This is a genomic window from Glutamicibacter sp. PAEs-4 (assembly GCF_051161755.1).
GTDB lineage: Bacteria > Actinomycetota > Actinomycetes > Actinomycetales > Micrococcaceae > Glutamicibacter > Glutamicibacter nicotianae.
In genome coordinates, this window is the sequence record NZ_CP195017.1 from 1,606,664 (window position 1) to 1,623,154 (window position 16,491).

Genomic DNA, 16,491 nt, shown 5'->3' on the forward strand with positions numbered 1-16,491 from the left:
CATCGGCCCGGCCAGCGCAATGGGCCGGGGCGATGATCGGTGCATGGGAATTCACCAGCTAGCCGCAGCGACGCAGATCCTGCGCGAAGCCATCACCGGGGCCCTGCCGCGCCAAGCGGCCGGCGTGCTCCTGGAGCTGATGGCGTCCTGCCTCGCGCTGCTGGCCAAGCTTTCTGAAGCCCTGCGCGAGAGCGATGACCCGCGGGTGGCGGCCGCCCATGCCCGGCTGGTTGAACTGCTCTACCGCTACACCCTGCGCGAGCAGCTGCGCAGCGCCATCCACCTCGAATCAACCGGCGCCCACCTGCTGGAAGACGATGAGCTGGCGGCCGTCGCGGATTCAACAGTCAATTTGGCCCGGCCAGCCCGCCAGCATTCGGGACGCGCCCACTACCAGAACACCGGCGACTTCCTGGCCGGGTGGCTGGGAATCAACGCCCACGAAGGGCAGCATCGGGTCAGCGACGCCCACCTGCTCATCGCCCGCCGGCTGATGGATGGCAGCACCGCCGCACCGCGCTTCGCCCAGCTGGCCAAGCTCTACGCCGAGGCTCCTGCATTGGATCCGCGGATGGTGGCCCGCGCGGCCCGTGCCCTGGACAAGTTCGAGCCGGCAGACACCAGCTTCCAGGGCCAGCCGCTGCAACCCACCGCCTGCAATGCCCAGGGCCAGCTGCTCGAAGAACAAGCCGCCGAGCTGCTGCAGGAACCCGATCGCGCCACCCGCGAAACCAAGCTGTCGGCCCTGCTGAGCGCTGAACGCAAGGCCCGCACGCAGACACGGACTTCGCAACCGGGCATCTATCCGCGGGGCACCGTCGGGGACTGCGACAAGTACGAGCTGCTGATCGGCGGAACCCAGCGCGAGGAATTCCGCTCCGCCCTGGCCCAGGCGGACAATCCGCGCACCACCGCAGGCAAGGCCGCCCGTGCGGCCGGAGCCGCCCCAGACGCGGCGCCACGCCAACAGGCTAACGCCGCGGACGAGCCAGCCAGCGACGACTTGTTCAGCAGCAGCGAACCTCCGCCACCGTGGGCCCAAGCAGAACAAGCAGAACACGAAGAACACGAAGAGCACTGCGAGTCTGAGGACCAGGAGGACGCAGAGTCCAGGTCCTCCGAGTGGCAGCCAGGCACCCAAGATGCTCAAGGCACTGATGGCACTAAAGGCTCTAAGGATTCCGCCTTGCTTGGCGATGGGGACGTGCCCGTGCCTCAGCGTCGGCTCAATGCACTATTGGCCGCACTGAAGCAGCGTTCGACAGGGTCGCCAGCCAAGGGCATCACGCCAAGGATCGGCATCCACATCCAATTGAACGACCTGCAGGATCTGGGTGATCCAGGCAAGCTGGGAGCCACCACAGATCATGGGTTGAAACTCGATTCCGTGGATACCGCCCAGCTGATCTGCCAGGGTGAAATCTACCGGGTGGTGTTCGGGCCCGATGGCCAGCCGCTGGATGTGGGGCGCAAGGAACGCTTCTTCACGGAAGCGATGAAACGGGCGATCTTCGCCCGAGACCGTGGATGCATTGTCCCGGGATGCAGCGCACCACCGGAAATGATCGAATACCACCACGACAATTGGTGGGAGCGAGGCGGGTGCACCTCGACGCGCAACGGCAGCTGCCTGTGCCGGCGGCACCACCATGCCGTCCATGCCGGGTTGCTCTCCGTGGTTACGGTCGGGGGACTGGCACACATCCTGCTGCCCAAGCACCTGGATCCGCTGCAAATGCCGCGAAGAAACTGTGTCCCGGTAGCTGCCTGAGCACGCCGAATGCCCAGCTGCGCCGCCACGGCGGCTGGTGCACGAGGTTACGGCCGCGAGAGCGCGACCTTCAGCCCGAAGCCGATCAGTACCGTCCCGGTGATCCGATCCATCCAAGACACCGCCTTGGCTGAGCTCAGCCAGCGTCCAGCGATCCGTACTCCGAATACCAGAATGGCGGCCCACATCAGGGTGAGGGCAACATGCACGGCGGACAGGCCGACGCCCATGAGCAGGGCATTGCTGCCGGCAGGGGTGAATTGCGGGATGGCCGCGATATAGAAAACGCCGATCTTCGGGTTCAGCACGTTGGTGACCAGGCCGGTCAGGTAGGTTCGAATGCCGCTTTGCGGCACCGGGATTTCGGTGCTCGGCAGCTGCTTCTTGCGCAGGCTCCGGTAGATCATCTGCCCGCCCAGGAAGACCAGGTAGGCAGCGCCGGCGTAAGTGAGGATCTGGTACGCCAGCGCCGACGCGGCCAGAATTGCCGATGCTCCGGCGGCCGCGGCCACGCCCCAGACGAAGACACCAGTGCAAATCCCCAGCCCGGCCAGCATGGCCTCGCCGCGCCCACGGGTGATCGCCGAACGAAGGATCAACGCAGTATCGACACCCGGAATCAGGGTCATCAAGGCGGCAACGGCGCTGAAGGCCAGCAAAGCGGAAGTGACGGTCATAGAATAAATACTACGAACTGCAAATCAGCATGGCCTCCGGGGTGAGCAAGCTCATGATCATTGCCCGACACGTTGCGCCAGATGGAGTTGGCCAGCCAGCCTGCTCTCTGGCATAATTGCAGGGTACTCGATTCGCAGTGGCCCCTCTCTCCGCTACGAATCCTGTCCTTTTAGAGTCCAACCAGTAAGGCCTGCCCCACAGGTGCCAAAAATTGGATTCGACCATGTTGAGAAACAGGAGACCACAAAAGTGGCCGTAAAGATTCGTCTGAAGCGCTTCGGCAAGATGCGCGCACCTTTCTACCGCGTTGTCGTCATGGACTCGCGCGCCAAGCGCGATGGCCGTGCCATCGAGGAGATCGGCAAGTACCACCCAACCGAGAACCCATCGGTTATCGAGATCGATTCGGATCGTGCACAGTACTGGCTGTCCGTTGGCGCACAGCCAACCGAGCAGGTACACGCACTGCTGAAGGTCACCGGTGACTGGCAGAAGTTCAAGGGCATCGATGGCCAGGAAGGCACCTACAAGGTTGCCGAGCCTAAGCCAGCATTCGTTGCTCCTGAAAAGGGTTCCGTGATCCTCCCAGAGGCAATCACCAAGAAGGCTGAGAAGCCAGCTGCTGAAGAGGCAGAGGCCGAAGCTACCGAGGCTGAGTAACAGTGCTCGTTGACGCGCTAGACCATCTGGTACGCGGGGTTGTCGAGGAACCGGAAGACGTCAAGGTTGCCTTGAAGTCAACCCGTCGCGGCGACCTGCTCGAAGTTCGAGTGAATCCTGAGGATCTCGGTCGTGTGATCGGACGCCAGGGACGCACCGCGCGAGCACTGCGCACCGTGATGGCAGCGTTGGCCAAGGAGCCGGTACGTGTTGATGTAATCGACACCGACCGTCGCCGAGGCTGAACAACTTAGAAGTCTGACTTGTAAGTTGGCTTCGAAACGAAAGGAGTTTCCGTCCTGAGAAGTGACGGGAACTCCTTTTCGTGTTTACCCTAGAATTTCCAAACCAGTCTCCCGGCGCACGCCACGGAACTTAGTGCAGAAAGAGCAGCAGACTATGCGATTGCAGGTTGCCCGCATCGGCAAGCCCCACGGCATCCGTGGTGAAGTCACCGTCCAGGTCATGACCGACAACCCGGAAGAGCGCTTCACCGCTGGCGAAGAATTCATCGTCGTCGACGGCCCGGTCAAAACCCTGACCATCAAGAACGCCCGCTGGAACAAGACCATCCTGCTGCTCGCTTTCAAGGAAATTGCCGACCGCAACCAGGCGGAAACCCTGCGTGGCGCACGCCTGGAAATCGAGGTCTCGGACGAGCCGGAAGACGACTCGGACGAATGGTACGAGCACGAATTGCTGGATCTGAAGGTCATGCTCGATGGCGAGCAGGTCGGCGTCATCACCGCACTGCGCACCAATCCAGCCCAGGATCTGCTGGTCTTCGAAGACGCTGACGGCGAGGAAATCTACCTGCCGTTCGTCGACGAGTTCGTGCCGGAGATCGATCCGGAAGCCGGCATCGTGGTCATCACCCCGCCGGCAGGACTGCTGACCTTGAACAGCGGTGAAGAAGGCAGCGAAGAAGAGGGAACAAAGTAAGCCATGCGTCTAGACGTCATCTCGATTTTCCCTGAGTACCTGCAGCCGCTCTCGCTGTCGCTGATCGGACGCGCCGCGCAAGACGGCATCCTGGATCTGAATGTCACCAACCTGCGCGAGTTCACCACCGACAAGCACCGAAAGGTCGACGACACCCCCTACGGTGGTGGAGCCGGCATGGTGATGATGCCCGAGCCGTGGGGTCAGGCACTTGACTCGGTGCGCCCCTCCGACGCTCAAGGCCCTAAGCCGACGTTGATCGTCCCGTCGCCTGCAGGCACCGTCTTCAACCAGCAAATGGCCTACGACCTTGCCGAAGAAGAGCATCTGGTCTTCGCCTGCGGCCGCTATGAGGGCATTGACGAGCGCGTCATCGAGTATGCGCACGAGAACTTCAATGTCATCCCGGTATCCATCGGCGATTACGTGCTCAACGGGGGAGAGGTCGCTGTGATGGTAATGGTGGAAGCCATCGCCCGGCTGATCCCCGGGGTGATCGGCAACCCTGAATCCCTGGTCGAAGAATCCCACTCGGATGTCCTGCTGGAATACCCGGTCTACACCAAGCCGGCATCCTGGCGAGGCCGCGATGTCCCGGAGGTGCTGCTCGGCGGCAACCACCAGCGTGTGGGACGGTTCCGCCGAGATGAGCAGATCAAGCGCACCGCTGCGCGCCGCCCCGATCTGATCATGCAGCTGGATCCCGAGAGCCTGAACCGGAAAGACCGCGATGCCCTGTGGCACAACGGATTTGCGCTCGTTGACGGTGCCATTACCCCCAAGGCCGAACTGGACTGGGCCACCGGCGCCGGAACCGAGAACGGCTAAGAGGGGAAAATCACTCGAAGCCATTTCGGGCAGACTCGCGTCGGCTTCGCTGATACGGCATAATTGTTTCTTGGTGTGTTTTTGTTCGACTCCTGCCGCAGGGGGAAGTTCGATCCATAGAAGACCGCCGCATCGATTGCTAGGGGCAATCGATGGTACAACGTTCCGGGGATTTCACTGGTTTCAACCGGTGTCGGGCCCCGCTACGAGGATTCGGTGACCTGCGGCATTGATCCTAGGAGATGCACCATGCATATTCTTGACTCTGTTGACGCAGCCTCGCTGCGCTCCGACGTTCCAGCCTTCGGCCCAGGCGACACCTTGAAGGTGCACGTCAACATCATCGAAGGCAAGAACTCCCGTGTTCAGGTCTTCCAGGGCTACGTCCTTGGCCGCCAGGGCCGCGGCATCGGCGAGACCTTCACCGTTCGCAAGGTTTCCTTCGGTACCGGTGTTGAGCGTACCTTCCCAGTTCACTCCCCAATCATCGAAAAGATTGAGGTCGTGACCAAGGGCGACGTGCGTCGTGCAAAGCTGTACTACATGCGCGATCGCCACGGCAAGGCTGCTCGCATCCGCGAGAAGCGCGACTTCGGCGCAAAGAAGTAATCTGCGTTCTTCCATGAACCGGATTGCACGCACCGAGCGGGCAACAATGAAGCGCCAGGCCTTTTCATGGGTCTGGCGCTTCGCTGTACTCGCGGTTATTCTCGGCCTGCTGGCCACCATTCTTCTTCGCGCCACGGTGATCGATGTCTTCCGTATCGATTCCAACTCGATGGAGCCCACGCTCAACCCTGGCCAAAGCATCTCCGTGGACCGCCGCGCCTACTTGGATTCCGAACCGCAGCGCGGAGACATCATCGTTTTCGATGGCCGCGGCTCGTTCCTGCCTTACGCCAAGGCCAGCTTCGCTGAAGACCTGCTCTCGGCGTTCAGTCTCACGGGAAGCAACAACAAGTACGTCAAGCGCGTCATCGGCGTTGGGGGAGACACCGTGGAATGCTGCGGTGCTGATGGGCTGCTTCTCGTTAACGGAGAGCCTGTAGATGAGCAGTACATCTACCCCGGGGATGCTCCAAGCGAACAGGAATTTTCCGTAGAAGTGCCGGAAGGCCGTTTGTGGGTCATGGGCGATCACCGGTCCACTTCCAAGGATTCGCGCTCGTTGCTGGGTGCCAGCGGCGGCGGGATGATCAGTGTTGAACGGGTTACTGGTAAGGCCGCAGAGGTAATTTGGCCTCTCGATCAGCGCTCAGATATCAGGTGACACGCCGTCACAAGCAACGAATTTGCTGGTGCCGGATGGGTAGAACTACCCATCCGGCACCATTTTTCTATCCTCATGTACTTAATTTGGATGGATTTTCACGGGGCCCGTGTTGCTGTGCAGTTGGTGTGCCAATATTGCGATAACGCTCAGGATCTACCAAGCTGACTTGGGATGAGAAAGAGTAGTCCAATCTTAAACCAACGCTACTGGCTCGTAATTTGTGACCTGAGTCGATTTGGGCAGGCCTATTTGACTAGGTGAAACAAAGTTCGGAGTTTATATTTCTGTTGGATTCGATGCTTGAAAAGCTGTGCGGGAACGAAGTATTGTTTCATTTTGGTAACAACACCTGTGCTTACGCGTGCGCCCTTAGGTAAGGGGAAACGCAAGCACTCGCACCATAAATCTGGGAGAAGCGTTAATGCCACATCCAAAAAAGAAGACTGCGCAGCGCGGCATCGTTGCAGCAGCCGCGACCGCTTTGGTGGTCGGTTCGAGCTTCATGCCTGCAGCGGCAGCGCCGACGGTTTCCGAATCGCCGACTGCTTCCACTCCGGCTAGCGAGAAGCCGTCGCCGAGCGCAAGCGCTGTCGATACCGAAGGTCTCGACAAGGCTATCGAGCGAGACCTCGACAAGTCGGTTGAAGAGTACGTCGAGGACGGGGAAACTAGCGACGCTGTTTCCAAGGTTCGCGACGAACTGAACGAAAAGGGCGTGGAAGCCACTGCCTCGGTGAAGGACGGCAAGGCCGAAATCACCGTTGGCAAGGACGACGCAGACAAGGCGAAGAAGATCATCGCCGAGACCGCTACTCCAGCACCTACCACGTTGGAAATGAAGGTCCTCGACGCCGAGGTCAGGACTCCAGGACAGGTTTACAAGGAACTTGCGAAGACCGTTGCGCCGAAGGAAATGAAGCGCATTACCGCGATTCTGAACACCGCCGAAGGCCTGAAGATCTATGCTGAAGGCTTCGAGAAGAAGGAAGCCAAGGCTCTCGAATCCAAGTCTGCCGAGCTCTCGGCCGAGGACCTGACCATCGAGGAATTCGTCAGCCAGGCCAAGTACGTCGAGGGTGAGGAAGGCTCCGGCGTTGCCGAGACTTCCGCGCTGGAAGATGTCTACGGAGCGATGGGCTATGCCATGGACCCATCGGGCCAGCCTACCGATAAGTCCACTGTTTGCTCGCTTGGCTTCAACGCCTGGAACCCATCCGGCGAGGATGCAGTTATCTCCGCAGGCCACTGCTCCGTGGATGGCACCACTACTATCCTCGGTCTGTTGGAGCATTCGGCCCCCAATAAGATCGAAGGTATCAGTGCGGAACTGGGCACCTTTGGATTCAATCAGTTCGGTGGCCCGGACAATTCGGGTTGGACCTTGGAAGAGCTGAACTCGATGACTGATGAGGAATTCGACAGCCTGGAGCCGGGTACCGATATCTCGGTGATCGACGACATCAACCCTGAACTGAACCTGCACGCTGCGGTCTCGCAGTGGCCAGAAGGCCAGGACGAGCGCGACCAGGTCCTGAACGTGACCGGCGTGTCCAAGGCAGTCGTCGGGTCCGAGGCCTGCTCGGCTGGCCGCACCACCGGCTGGAGCTGCTCGATAATTTACGGCGAAGGCGTCTTCTTCGTCTACGGCCAGAACGACACCGTGCGTTCGGTCTGGGGCTACTCCGCAGAGAACCCGGGCCAGACCGTGCTGGACCAGGGCGACTCCGGTGGACCAGTGCTCGTCGGCAGCAAGGCCGTGGGCATCAACTCCGCCAACTCCGGCGGCGAGGACGGAATCGAGAACAACGCGGACGACGTTGCGATGTACACCTCGCTGGACGATGTCTTCAAGAAGGGCTACATCGACGGCTACCAGGTGAAGTTCTTCGTGAACGCCCCTGCACTGTCGGTGGAGAACGGCACCGAGGTCGAAGCCGGCGATACCATCACCGGTACCGTCAAGTCTGCCTCCAGCGGCACCAAGGTGGACATCATCGTGGACGGCAAGGTTGTCGAGACCGTGACTGTGGATTCCAGCGGCGAGTTCAGCTTCACCGCACCGGAGAAGCTGGGCAAGTACTCGTTCACCCTGCAGGCCAAGAACGGCTTCAACACCTCTGAGCGGGTCAACGCCAACGTCGTGATCGTTGCTGCGCCAACTCCAACTCCGACGCCAACTCCAACTCCGACGCCGACTCCTACCCCAACCCCAACGCCGACTCCAACCGAGACTCCGACTGACGAGCCAACCGAGACTCCGACTGACGAGCCAACCGAAGAGCCTTCGGAGTCGCCATCGACCTCGCCTTCCGAGAGCAGCTCGCCATCGCCGTCCGAGGATGAATCCGACGAGCCATCGACCTCGCCTTCCGCTTCGGAAGATGAGGAGCAGTCGGAAGCTCCTAAGGACGACGAGCCAAGCAAGTCTGCAACTCCAAAGGAAACTCCTAAGAAGGAAGATCCATTGGCAGATACCGGATCGAGCAGCGTTCCGCTGATCGCCGCTGGTGGTGCAATGGCTCTGGCCGGTGCAGCATTCCTGCTGTTCCGCCGCAGCGCACGCCGTCACGGCTAAGGGATTCTTGACCCAAGGGAATAGATCCTGCTGAAAGTGCCCCGCTACTTTGGAACAAGTAGCGGGGCATTTTTACTTGGCACACATGTAGCTCCTTGGTTGCTCTACGAATCTGGCACTAGCCTGAAAGCTAAGATCGTTGCGGCAACGTGAATACCACCGAGGTGTAATTTATGAATTCGAACGCTAGAACTTCACGCACGCCAATCATGCTGGCATCTACCGCCGCCATGGCTGCACTTTTGCTTACCGGCTGCGGCCAGGGAACCGATCCAGGCACGCAGCCTTCCGCCAGCACTACGGCATCGGAATCCTCGCAGCAAACAGACAATTCAAGTGAGAATGCCGTGGATCAAGATGCACTGCTCCAAACCAATGACCAGCTTTCCGAAGCATTGGGCGACGACTACGTCCAAGGCTGGATCAAGGACGGGAAGCTGAACGTTTCAACGACCAGCGAAGAACAGCTATCCACCATTGAAGAAGCCGGTGCCGTCGGGCACCTGGTCCAATTCAGCAGCGAAGAACTCCGCTCGGCAATCTCCGAAATCATGAAGTGGCAAAGCAAGCAGGAAAACCCTGTGCGCAACGCCATCCATGCCTACACGCTGAATCCTGAGACCGGAGGCATCACCTTGTCGGTGGACAAGAGCCAGCTCGAAGCTGTCGAAAAGCTGATCGACGATGAGAAGCCCATCGGCGAAATCCCTGTGGACTACAAGGAGAGCGGCGGCATCATGACGCCAGCAGCCACCCAGTAGCCCAGACTCCGCTTTCACGGTCGCGCCAACGGCCAGTCCCTTCGCCGGGACTGGCCGTTGGCGCGTTCCGGAGCAACTGGCCGTAGCCGTGCAATGACACGTTGCGCCTGATACGGCACGTAAGATGGGGATAACACGCGACAATGGAAGGCACTAATCGAATCGTGAGTGCAGCATCAGCAGAGACTCCTCGAAGCCGGGGACCACTTTACAAACTATGGCGCTTCGTTCGCGAGATTGTCATCATTATCGCGATCGCGCTGTTGCTCTCATTCGTGATCAAGACCTTCTTCTTCCGTGCCTACTACATTCCATCCGGCTCCATGGAGCATACTCTCGAGGTCGACGACAGGATTTTCGCCAACCTCATGGTTCCCGGTCCTTTCGACCTGGAACGCGGAGATGTCGTCGTATTCCGAGATGACCAGGAGTGGCTGCCGCCGCTGACCGAGTACCCCACCGCATTCCAGAACGTGCTTTCCTTTGTCGGCGTGCTTCCCGCGGCCGACGAGCAGTACCTGGTCAAGCGCATCATCGGCATGCCCGGTGACACCGTGGAATGCTGCACCGCAGAAGGCGCCATCACCATCAACGGCGAGCCCATCGACGAGCCGTACATCTACGACGGAGACAGCCCATCGGACATGGAATTCAAGGTGACCGTCCCAGAAGGAAAGCTCTGGGTGATGGGCGATCACCGTGCAGCCAGCGCGGATTCCCGCTTCCACGCCGACCGCCAAGGCGGCTTCGTCGACATTGAATCCGTCCAGGGCCGAGCTTCGGTGATCTCGTGGCCTACTTCGCGCTGGGGCACCATCGACTCCCATGAAGAAGTCTTCTCCGATGTCCCGCACCCAGTGGCTGAGTAGCGTACCTGCACATGGCTGATTCCAAGAGCAAGGCAACCACACTCGAACACGAGCGCGCCCTGGCCGCCAGACATGGCGTCCGCTACATCGCCGCAGTCGATGAGGTGGGACGCGGCGCGCTGGCTGGTCCGATTACCGTCGGAATGACAGTGATCGATATCCAGCAAGTCACCGAATTCCCTGAACTGCGCGATTCCAAGCTCCTGAGCCCGGACACCCGGATGGCACTGGTCGACCCAGTGCGCCAATGGGCCGTCGGCTACGGCGTGGGGCATGCCTCGGCAGCTGAAATCGACGCGCTCGGTGTCACTGGAGCCCTGCGCCTGGCCGGATCACGGGCCATGGCGCAGTGCGCCGTCCAGCCTGAAGCGGCGCTTCTGGATGGCAGCTACGACTGGCTGACCGCGCCCGAACCGGACCTGTTCGATATCCTGGCCGATGACCGCGAGCCCGTTGGCCTGCATATCCCCGTGGCTACCATCGTGAAGGGGGACATGACCTGCCAGGCTATCGCCGGTGCATCCATACTGGCCAAGGTCGAACGCGACGGCATCATGGTAGGCCTGGCCACGGAGCATCCGTACTTCGGTTGGGAGATCAACAAGGGCTATGCCACCGCAGCGCATCGTGCCGCGATTGTCGTACAGGGTCCCTGCGACTACCACCGAAAGAGCTGGAACTTGACTTCGGGCGCTGATCAGGCCCAAGGTGAAGCCACGACAAAGAAAGCAAAGTGATGGCTGCCGACGACCTGGAAAACTACGAGTCCGACATGGAACTGCAGCTGTACCGCGAGTATAAGACCGTGGTGGGGCTGTTCAATTACGTGGTCGAGACCGAACGCCGCTTCTACCTGGCCAACCAGGTGGACGTGAAGACCCTGTCCAATGCCGGGGAAGTGTACTTCGAGCTGAACCTCACCGACGCGTGGGTTTGGGACATCTACCGCCAGGGCCGCTTCGTGAAGTCCGTCAAGGTGCTGACGTTCAAGGATGTTAACGTCGAAGAACTCAACCCCGACGAATTCCAGATTCCGAAGGACGGACTGGGCAACTAGCTCAAGCTGCATAGGTATTCGAGAGCCGGCTCTGTTTCCAGAACAGGGCTGGCTTTCTCGTTGGCAACGAGATATCCACATTCCGCGGCCCGTGCTGCTGCCGTGGCTTATGAATCTCCGACGATGTTTCCATAACGGATCATAGACATCGAGGAGCAAGCATGCAGACCGAGAAACAACGGCTAGGTGCCGACGGGGAACGAGCCGCCGCCGCATTTCTCGCAGGACAGCACTACGAAATCCTCGATCGCAATTGGCGATGCCCGGCAGGGGAGCTGGACCTGGTAGCGCGGGCTGGAAATGGCCAGATCGTGGCTGTCGAGGTTAAAACGCGGTCGTCGCAACGCTTCGGTTCCGGCTTCGACGCGATCACCCCGGCCAAGTTTCGCCGGCTCAACAAGCTGCTTCTCTTCTGGGCCCGATCCCATCGCCTGTTTCTGCCCGAACTTCGCGTGGATGTCGTCGAGGTCTACGCGACGGCGACCGGATTCGACTGCAACCTGCATGAAAATGTGCACTCATGAGTACCGCTCGAACCAGTGCCGTGGCCCTGCACGGGGTCAGCGCTTCCTTGGTGGAAGTCGAAGCCGACCTAGGCAACGGCATCCCGGGATTCGTCCTGCTGGGTTTGCCCGACGCATCCTTGAGCGAGGCCCGCGAACGGATCAAGGCAGCGGCACGGAATTCAGGAATCCCGCTAGCCAACCGAAAGCTGACGGTCAATTTATCCCCGGCCACGCTGCCGAAATACGGGTCAGCTTTTGACCTTGCCATCGTCATTGCCGCCTTGGCCGCTGATCAGCAACTGTTCGCTTCAGCAAGCACCCTGTACATGGCAGAACTCGGCCTGGATGGCACCTTGAGGCCGGTACCTGGGGTGCTGCCAGCCGTGCAACTGGCTCGCGCCCATGGACTTGACCAGGTGATCGTGGCCGAAGAGAACGGAGCAGAAGCCCGGCTGGTGGGTGGCGTAGAGGTCATTGCGCTGCGCCACCTCGGGCAGGTCATGGCCTTCTGTGGAGCGGCAAAGGATCAAATTACTACCTACCTGCGCCACCGGCCACCGCAATCAGCTAACCAAACTGGTGGGCACGTCCTCGGAGCCGCTGCCGACGAGGTGGATCTGGGCCTGGTCAACGGGCAACAGGAAGCACGGCTCGCACTGGAATTGGCAGCGGCCGGGGGACACCACCTGATCATGGTTGGGCCGGCCGGCGCCGGAAAAACCATGCTGGCCAAATGCCTGCCGACAATCATGCCGCCGTTGGATGATCTCCAGGCTCTCGAAGCCACAGCGGTGCATTCCATTACCCGGGGAGGTGCCGGTGAACTGGACCAGTTGCAACGCACGCCGCCTTTTGTCGCACCGCACCACACCGCATCCCGATCAGCGCTGATTGGCGGTGGAACAGCACAACTGATTCCCGGCGCCATTACGCGCGCCCACCACGGCATCCTGTTCCTCGATGAGGCAGCGCAATTCCATACAGGCGTACTCGATGCGCTGCGCCAACCGATCGAAGAAGGGTATATCAACCTTGCGCGGATCCGAGGGCACCAGCGTCTGCCGGCCCGTTTCCAACTCATCATGGCCTCCAACCCGTGTCCCTGCGGAAAGAATTTCGGAACCGGTACCGGATGCACCTGCACTCCCATGGCTCGCCGGCGCTACTTCGCCCGGCTCTCGGGACCGATTCTCGACCGTGTCGATCTGCAGGTCAGGGTCAACCCGGTTCCGCAAGCCCAGCTGCTGAACTCGGCACCGAACGAATCCAGTGCTCAGGTTCGTGAACGAGTCGTGGCCACCCGAGCACGCAGCCAGGCTCGGCTGGGAAAGTTCTCAATTGCCTGCAACGCGCAGATTCCAACGCAAATCCTCAAGAATGAGCTGGACTACCCGGCCAGGACGCGGGCGGCGCTTGAGCAGCTTGCCACGCGGCGCGGGCTCTCTGCCCGGGCAATCCACCGCCTCTTGAGGGTCGCGTGGACTGTGGCAGATCAGCAGGAACACACAGCACCGACCGCGGACGATTTGGCCATCGCCGGTCATCTCCGCCAGAACTTGGAAAGCAGCTAGGTAAGGTCATGACTTCCAGTAATACGAACGCTGCCGGGGGACGGGTGACCCCAAGCTCCCAGGAGCGTCGGGTCTATGCTCACTTGAACCAGCTCATAGAGCCCAACGACTACGTGGCCACGGCCTTGCTGGAACTCATGAGCACACAGGAGTTGCTGCGCTTGATCCAGCGAGAGGATTTCTATCCGTCTGCGCTCAAGCTTCCAGTGGACGGAATCCTGGGATTCCACCCTTCCGGGGATTCCGCGCAAGACCTGAAAGTGGCGCTGACCCGATGGCGGAAACGCCTGCCGCTGAGCAACCCGGTGGGGGCCCTGGATGCCGCCGCTCGGGTTGGTGGAGGACTGCTGATCCCCACTGATGCCGCCTGGCCACGTCAGCTAGCCGACCTGAATCTCGGTCGTCCGCTGTGCCTATGGTGGCGATCGGCAAACCCCCAGCTGCTTGAAGGCCAAGAGCTGGCCAGCAACGTTTCCATCGTCGGCTCACGCGACGCCAGCGACTACGGTGATCAAGTCGCCTTTGATCTTGGCCGGACATTGGCATTGAGTGGGTATACCGTCGTCTCGGGCGGCGCCTACGGCATTGATGCCAGCGCGCACCGTGCAGCGCTGAGCGTGGAGGATTGGCAGTACCCGGGTCCGCCAACGATCACCGTTATGGCTGGTGGCATCGATCGGCTTTACCCTTCGGGCAACAGCAATCTCCTGAACCAGATTATTGCCCGCGGCGTGCTGATATCCGAGGTGCCGCCCGGGACCACATCCGCTCGCTTCCGCTTCCTGAACCGCAACCGGCTGATCGCCGCATTGAGCAGGCTAGTCATCATCAGCGAAGCGCGCCACCGTTCCGGTGCGCTGAACACCGCCAGCCATGCGGTCGAGCTCGGACGCGATGTTGCAGCTGTTCCAGGCAGTGTTTTCGCTCCCAACTCGGCAGGATGCCATCGCTTGATCGCGGAGGGCAGTGCGGCGTTGCTTGCCAGTCCGCAAGACGCACTGGGGCTGCTGGGCCAGCATCGCCAAACAGAGTCGCCCAGTTCCAAAGCCCAGCAGCGCCTTACTGACAACCTGAGCAGAGATGAAGGCATGGTGTACGACACGATGTCCTTCGCCAAAGGGATGCTGGTCGATGAAATCTCGGCGCGCAGTGGCGTGCCACTGATCAAGACGCTCCGGGCCATCAACCGGTTGGAGTCGCTGGACATGGCCGCTACCGATGGCTTGACCTGGAAGCTGGTGCGCCAGAACTAGCCGGAGAAGCAGCTGAGGGTATTCTCAATAGTGATGAAGCAAGAACCAACGACGCACACCAGCACTGCGCTGTCGGCAAAGTTCGCCGAGCCGGTTGCGGATTACCTGGAGTACCTGCAACGCGAACGCGGCCGAAGCGCTAATACTCTGCGAGCCTACGACGTGGACTTGCGCAACCTTGGCCAGTTCCTGCAGCACCAGTCCCAGGATCCGAGCCTCAAGCAGATTACGGTCGAGATGCTCCGCGACTGGTTGGCCCAGCTTCACGAAGCGCAGGTTTCCCGAACTACCTTGGCCCGGCGGATCTCTGCGGTGAAGAATTTCTTCGCATGGGCGCTGAAGCACCAATTGATCGACACCGACCCCGCCCTGCGGCTGGCCGCGCCCAAGAAGGAGCGGCGGCTTCCGCACGTTTTGCAGCCAAGCCAGATCGATCGCCTGCTCTCCGAAAAAACTGAGGTGACTGCCGGCGCAGGCGATAGCGAAAGCGCAGCGGAATCAGGCCCGGATGCCAGGAGCCAGGCGGTAGCGGCACGCGACAAGGTCATCGCGGAGCTGCTATACGCGTCCGGATTGCGCATCAGCGAGCTCGTGGCCCTGGACGTGGACGACATCGACTTCGAACGACGTACCCTGAAGGTTCTTGGCAAGGGAAATAAGGAACGGGTTGTTCCTTTCGGCAAGCCTGCAGAGCGCGTGATCATCGCGTGGATCCGCTCGCATCGCAAGGTCTTGGCCCGGCAGGAGGCCAAGGGGGCATTGCTTGTCGGCGTGCGCGGTGCGCGCTTGAACGTGCGCCAAGCGCGAGAAGTCATTTCCAAGGCGCTGGAATCGCTGGGGGATACCGCTGCTAGCGGTCCGCACGCGTTACGCCACACCGTGGCCACCCATCTGCTTGATGGCGGGGCTGATTTGCGTGCTGTCCAGGAGTTCCTCGGACACGCTTCACTGGCAACGACCCAGCTCTATACGCATGTTTCGGTCGATCGGCTGAGGCAAAGCTATCGCCAAGCCCATCCGCGAGCCTGACTATTTGGCATGAATCCGCGAAAATGGCCTTTCTGGGTGGCGAAAGCCCTCATCATCAGGCAAAATGGAAGTATCGGCGGCGATGGCACCGGAACGATGTTGACGTAGGGGAAGACGATCAACACCGCAACGGAGGATGGCATGTCTGCACCGATGACCAGAGGCGTGATTTATATTCATTCCGCCCCTGCAGCGCTATGCCCACATCTGGAATGGGCAATCGGGTCCGTGCTCGGCACTCCAGTAAAGATGGAGTGGACCGAACAGCACGTCGCACCCGGATTTTGTCGCGCCGAAATCGAGTGGGTTGGTACCCAAGGTACCGGCGCCTTGCTGACCAGCGAAATGCACGGCTGGCAGCACCTTCGATTCGAAATCACCGAAGACCCGAGCCCTGGGGCTGACGGAAGCCGCTGGTCCGTGACCCCTGACCTCGGTATCTTCCACGCCACTGTCGATTGCGCTGGCAATGTCATGGTCAGTGAAGAACGCATCCGCTGGGCCTATGAAAAAGGCGACGGCAACCCGTCGGTGTTCTACCAGGAAATGTCCATCGCCCTTGGCGAGCCCTGGGATGAAGAACTTGAACCTTTCCGTCACGCGGGCGAAGATGCGCCTGTACGATGGCTCAACCAGGTGGTATAACGACTGGTTAATTAGTCTCTGGGTGACTTTTCGTAGCTCACCCAGAAATGACCCCGTTGGTGCGGGGTTGTTA

18 protein-coding genes are annotated in these 16,491 nt (G+C 60.5%); 17 read left to right on the forward strand and 1 reads right to left on the reverse strand.

Annotated elements, in window-relative coordinates; all coding sequences use genetic code 11:
• Positions 1-43 precede the first annotated feature (43 nt).
• Positions 44-1,771, forward strand: coding sequence for an HNH endonuclease signature motif containing protein (locus tag ACR9WD_RS07535; protein ID WP_434923111.1), 1,728 nt, complete (start codon positions 44-46; stop codon positions 1,769-1,771).
• A 47-nt stretch (positions 1,772-1,818) separates the two neighbouring features.
• On the opposite strand, the gene ACR9WD_RS07540 is transcribed toward ACR9WD_RS07535, so the two are convergent.
• Entirely contained in the window at positions 1,819-2,448 is a 630-nt protein-coding gene (locus tag ACR9WD_RS07540) for a LysE family translocator (protein WP_073706331.1), read from the reverse strand.
• Between the two features lie 250 nt (positions 2,449-2,698).
• On the opposite strand from ACR9WD_RS07540, the gene rpsP reads away from it, so the two are divergent.
• The 16 genes from rpsP (at position 2,699) to ACR9WD_RS07620 (ending at position 16,418) form a co-directional block, all read left to right on the forward strand.
• Entirely contained in the window at positions 2,699-3,109 is a 411-nt protein-coding gene (rpsP, locus tag ACR9WD_RS07545) for a 30S ribosomal protein S16 (RefSeq protein ID WP_038991489.1), read from the forward strand.
• 2 nt (positions 3,110-3,111) lie between these two features.
• Positions 3,112-3,354, forward strand: a complete 243-nt coding sequence (locus ACR9WD_RS07550) for an RNA-binding protein (RefSeq protein WP_038991490.1) — start codon at positions 3,112-3,114, stop codon at positions 3,352-3,354.
• A gap of 154 nt (positions 3,355-3,508) precedes the next feature.
• On the forward strand, positions 3,509-4,051 hold the full coding sequence (gene rimM / locus ACR9WD_RS07555) for a ribosome maturation factor RimM (protein ID WP_434923112.1): 543 nt from the start codon (positions 3,509-3,511) through the stop codon (positions 4,049-4,051).
• Between the two features lie 3 nt (positions 4,052-4,054).
• Entirely contained in the window at positions 4,055-4,879 is an 825-nt protein-coding gene (gene trmD / locus ACR9WD_RS07560) for a tRNA (guanosine(37)-N1)-methyltransferase TrmD (RefSeq protein ID WP_434923113.1), read from the forward strand.
• Between the two features lie 249 nt (positions 4,880-5,128).
• Positions 5,129-5,488 carry a 50S ribosomal protein L19 gene (gene rplS / locus ACR9WD_RS07565; RefSeq protein ID WP_121866755.1) on the forward strand — a complete coding sequence of 120 codons (360 nt, stop codon included), beginning with the start codon at positions 5,129-5,131 and terminating at the stop codon, positions 5,486-5,488.
• A 13-nt stretch (positions 5,489-5,501) separates the two neighbouring features.
• The gene (gene lepB / locus ACR9WD_RS07570; RefSeq protein ID WP_038991494.1) at positions 5,502-6,149 is read left to right on the forward strand and encodes a signal peptidase I; all 648 of its coding nucleotides are present in this window, start codon (positions 5,502-5,504) and stop codon (positions 6,147-6,149) included.
• Between the two features lie 424 nt (positions 6,150-6,573).
• Complete coding sequence (locus tag ACR9WD_RS07575; protein ID WP_434923114.1) at positions 6,574-8,727, forward strand: trypsin-like serine protease; 2,154 nt, start codon at positions 6,574-6,576, stop codon at positions 8,725-8,727.
• Positions 8,728-9,074: 347 nt separating this feature from the next.
• On the forward strand, positions 9,075-9,488 hold the full coding sequence (locus ACR9WD_RS07580) for a hypothetical protein (RefSeq protein ID WP_434923115.1): 414 nt from the start codon (positions 9,075-9,077) through the stop codon (positions 9,486-9,488).
• A gap of 164 nt (positions 9,489-9,652) precedes the next feature.
• Positions 9,653-10,357 carry a signal peptidase I gene (gene lepB / locus ACR9WD_RS07585; RefSeq protein ID WP_245858301.1) on the forward strand — a complete coding sequence of 235 codons (705 nt, stop codon included), beginning with the start codon at positions 9,653-9,655 and terminating at the stop codon, positions 10,355-10,357.
• An 11-nt stretch (positions 10,358-10,368) separates the two neighbouring features.
• Positions 10,369-11,094, forward strand: a complete 726-nt coding sequence (locus ACR9WD_RS07590; protein ID WP_149596843.1) for a ribonuclease HII — start codon at positions 10,369-10,371, stop codon at positions 11,092-11,094.
• Positions 11,094-11,414 (forward strand): DUF2469 domain-containing protein, encoded by a 321-nt coding sequence (locus ACR9WD_RS07595; protein WP_038991500.1) that lies wholly within the window; start codon positions 11,094-11,096, stop codon positions 11,412-11,414. Before ACR9WD_RS07590 ends, ACR9WD_RS07595 begins: the two co-directional genes overlap by 1 nt.
• Before the next feature lie 161 nt (positions 11,415-11,575).
• Positions 11,576-11,938 carry a YraN family protein gene (locus ACR9WD_RS07600; RefSeq protein WP_073706324.1) on the forward strand — a complete coding sequence of 121 codons (363 nt, stop codon included), beginning with the start codon at positions 11,576-11,578 and terminating at the stop codon, positions 11,936-11,938.
• The gene (locus tag ACR9WD_RS07605; RefSeq protein WP_434923116.1) at positions 11,935-13,491 is read left to right on the forward strand and encodes a YifB family Mg chelatase-like AAA ATPase; all 1,557 of its coding nucleotides are present in this window, start codon (positions 11,935-11,937) and stop codon (positions 13,489-13,491) included. Before ACR9WD_RS07600 ends, ACR9WD_RS07605 begins: the two co-directional genes overlap by 4 nt.
• Before the next feature lie 8 nt (positions 13,492-13,499).
• Complete coding sequence (gene dprA, locus ACR9WD_RS07610) at positions 13,500-14,744, forward strand: DNA-processing protein DprA (protein ID WP_434923117.1); 1,245 nt, start codon at positions 13,500-13,502, stop codon at positions 14,742-14,744.
• 33 nt (positions 14,745-14,777) lie between these two features.
• Positions 14,778-15,773: a tyrosine recombinase XerC gene (locus ACR9WD_RS07615; protein WP_423300038.1), complete on the forward strand. Its 996-nt coding sequence runs from the start codon at positions 14,778-14,780 to the stop codon at positions 15,771-15,773.
• A gap of 141 nt (positions 15,774-15,914) precedes the next feature.
• Positions 15,915-16,418 (forward strand): DUF3145 domain-containing protein, encoded by a 504-nt coding sequence (locus ACR9WD_RS07620; RefSeq protein ID WP_038991510.1) that lies wholly within the window; start codon positions 15,915-15,917, stop codon positions 16,416-16,418.
• Positions 16,419-16,491: the final 73 nt, after the last annotated feature.

Bases quoted from the DNA above. Each gene is read 5' to 3' on its own strand.
- ACR9WD_RS07605 (WP_434923116.1), top strand. From the start codon at position 11,935: ATGAGTACCGCTCGAACCAGTGCCGTGGCCCTGCACGGGGTCAGCGCT.
- ACR9WD_RS07575 (WP_434923114.1), top strand. From the start codon at position 6,574: ATGCCACATCCAAAAAAGAAGACTGCGCAGCGCGGCATCGTTGCAGCA.
- rplS (WP_121866755.1), top strand. From the start codon at position 5,129: ATGCATATTCTTGACTCTGTTGACGCAGCCTCGCTGCGCTCCGACGTT.
- rimM (WP_434923112.1), top strand. From the start codon at position 3,509: ATGCGATTGCAGGTTGCCCGCATCGGCAAGCCCCACGGCATCCGTGGT.
- ACR9WD_RS07600 (WP_073706324.1), top strand. From the start codon at position 11,576: ATGCAGACCGAGAAACAACGGCTAGGTGCCGACGGGGAACGAGCCGCC.
- trmD (WP_434923113.1), top strand. From the start codon at position 4,055: ATGCGTCTAGACGTCATCTCGATTTTCCCTGAGTACCTGCAGCCGCTC.
- dprA (WP_434923117.1), top strand. From the start codon at position 13,500: ATGACTTCCAGTAATACGAACGCTGCCGGGGGACGGGTGACCCCAAGC.
- ACR9WD_RS07535 (WP_434923111.1), top strand. From the start codon at position 44: ATGGGAATTCACCAGCTAGCCGCAGCGACGCAGATCCTGCGCGAAGCC.
- ACR9WD_RS07620 (WP_038991510.1), top strand. From the start codon at position 15,915: ATGTCTGCACCGATGACCAGAGGCGTGATTTATATTCATTCCGCCCCT.
- ACR9WD_RS07595 (WP_038991500.1), top strand. From the start codon at position 11,094: ATGGCTGCCGACGACCTGGAAAACTACGAGTCCGACATGGAACTGCAG.
- ACR9WD_RS07615 (WP_423300038.1), top strand. From the start codon at position 14,778: ATGAAGCAAGAACCAACGACGCACACCAGCACTGCGCTGTCGGCAAAG.
- ACR9WD_RS07590 (WP_149596843.1), top strand. From the start codon at position 10,369: ATGGCTGATTCCAAGAGCAAGGCAACCACACTCGAACACGAGCGCGCC.
- lepB (WP_038991494.1), top strand. From the start codon at position 5,502: ATGAACCGGATTGCACGCACCGAGCGGGCAACAATGAAGCGCCAGGCC.
- ACR9WD_RS07540 (WP_073706331.1), bottom strand. From the start codon at position 2,448: ATGACCGTCACTTCCGCTTTGCTGGCCTTCAGCGCCGTTGCCGCCTTG.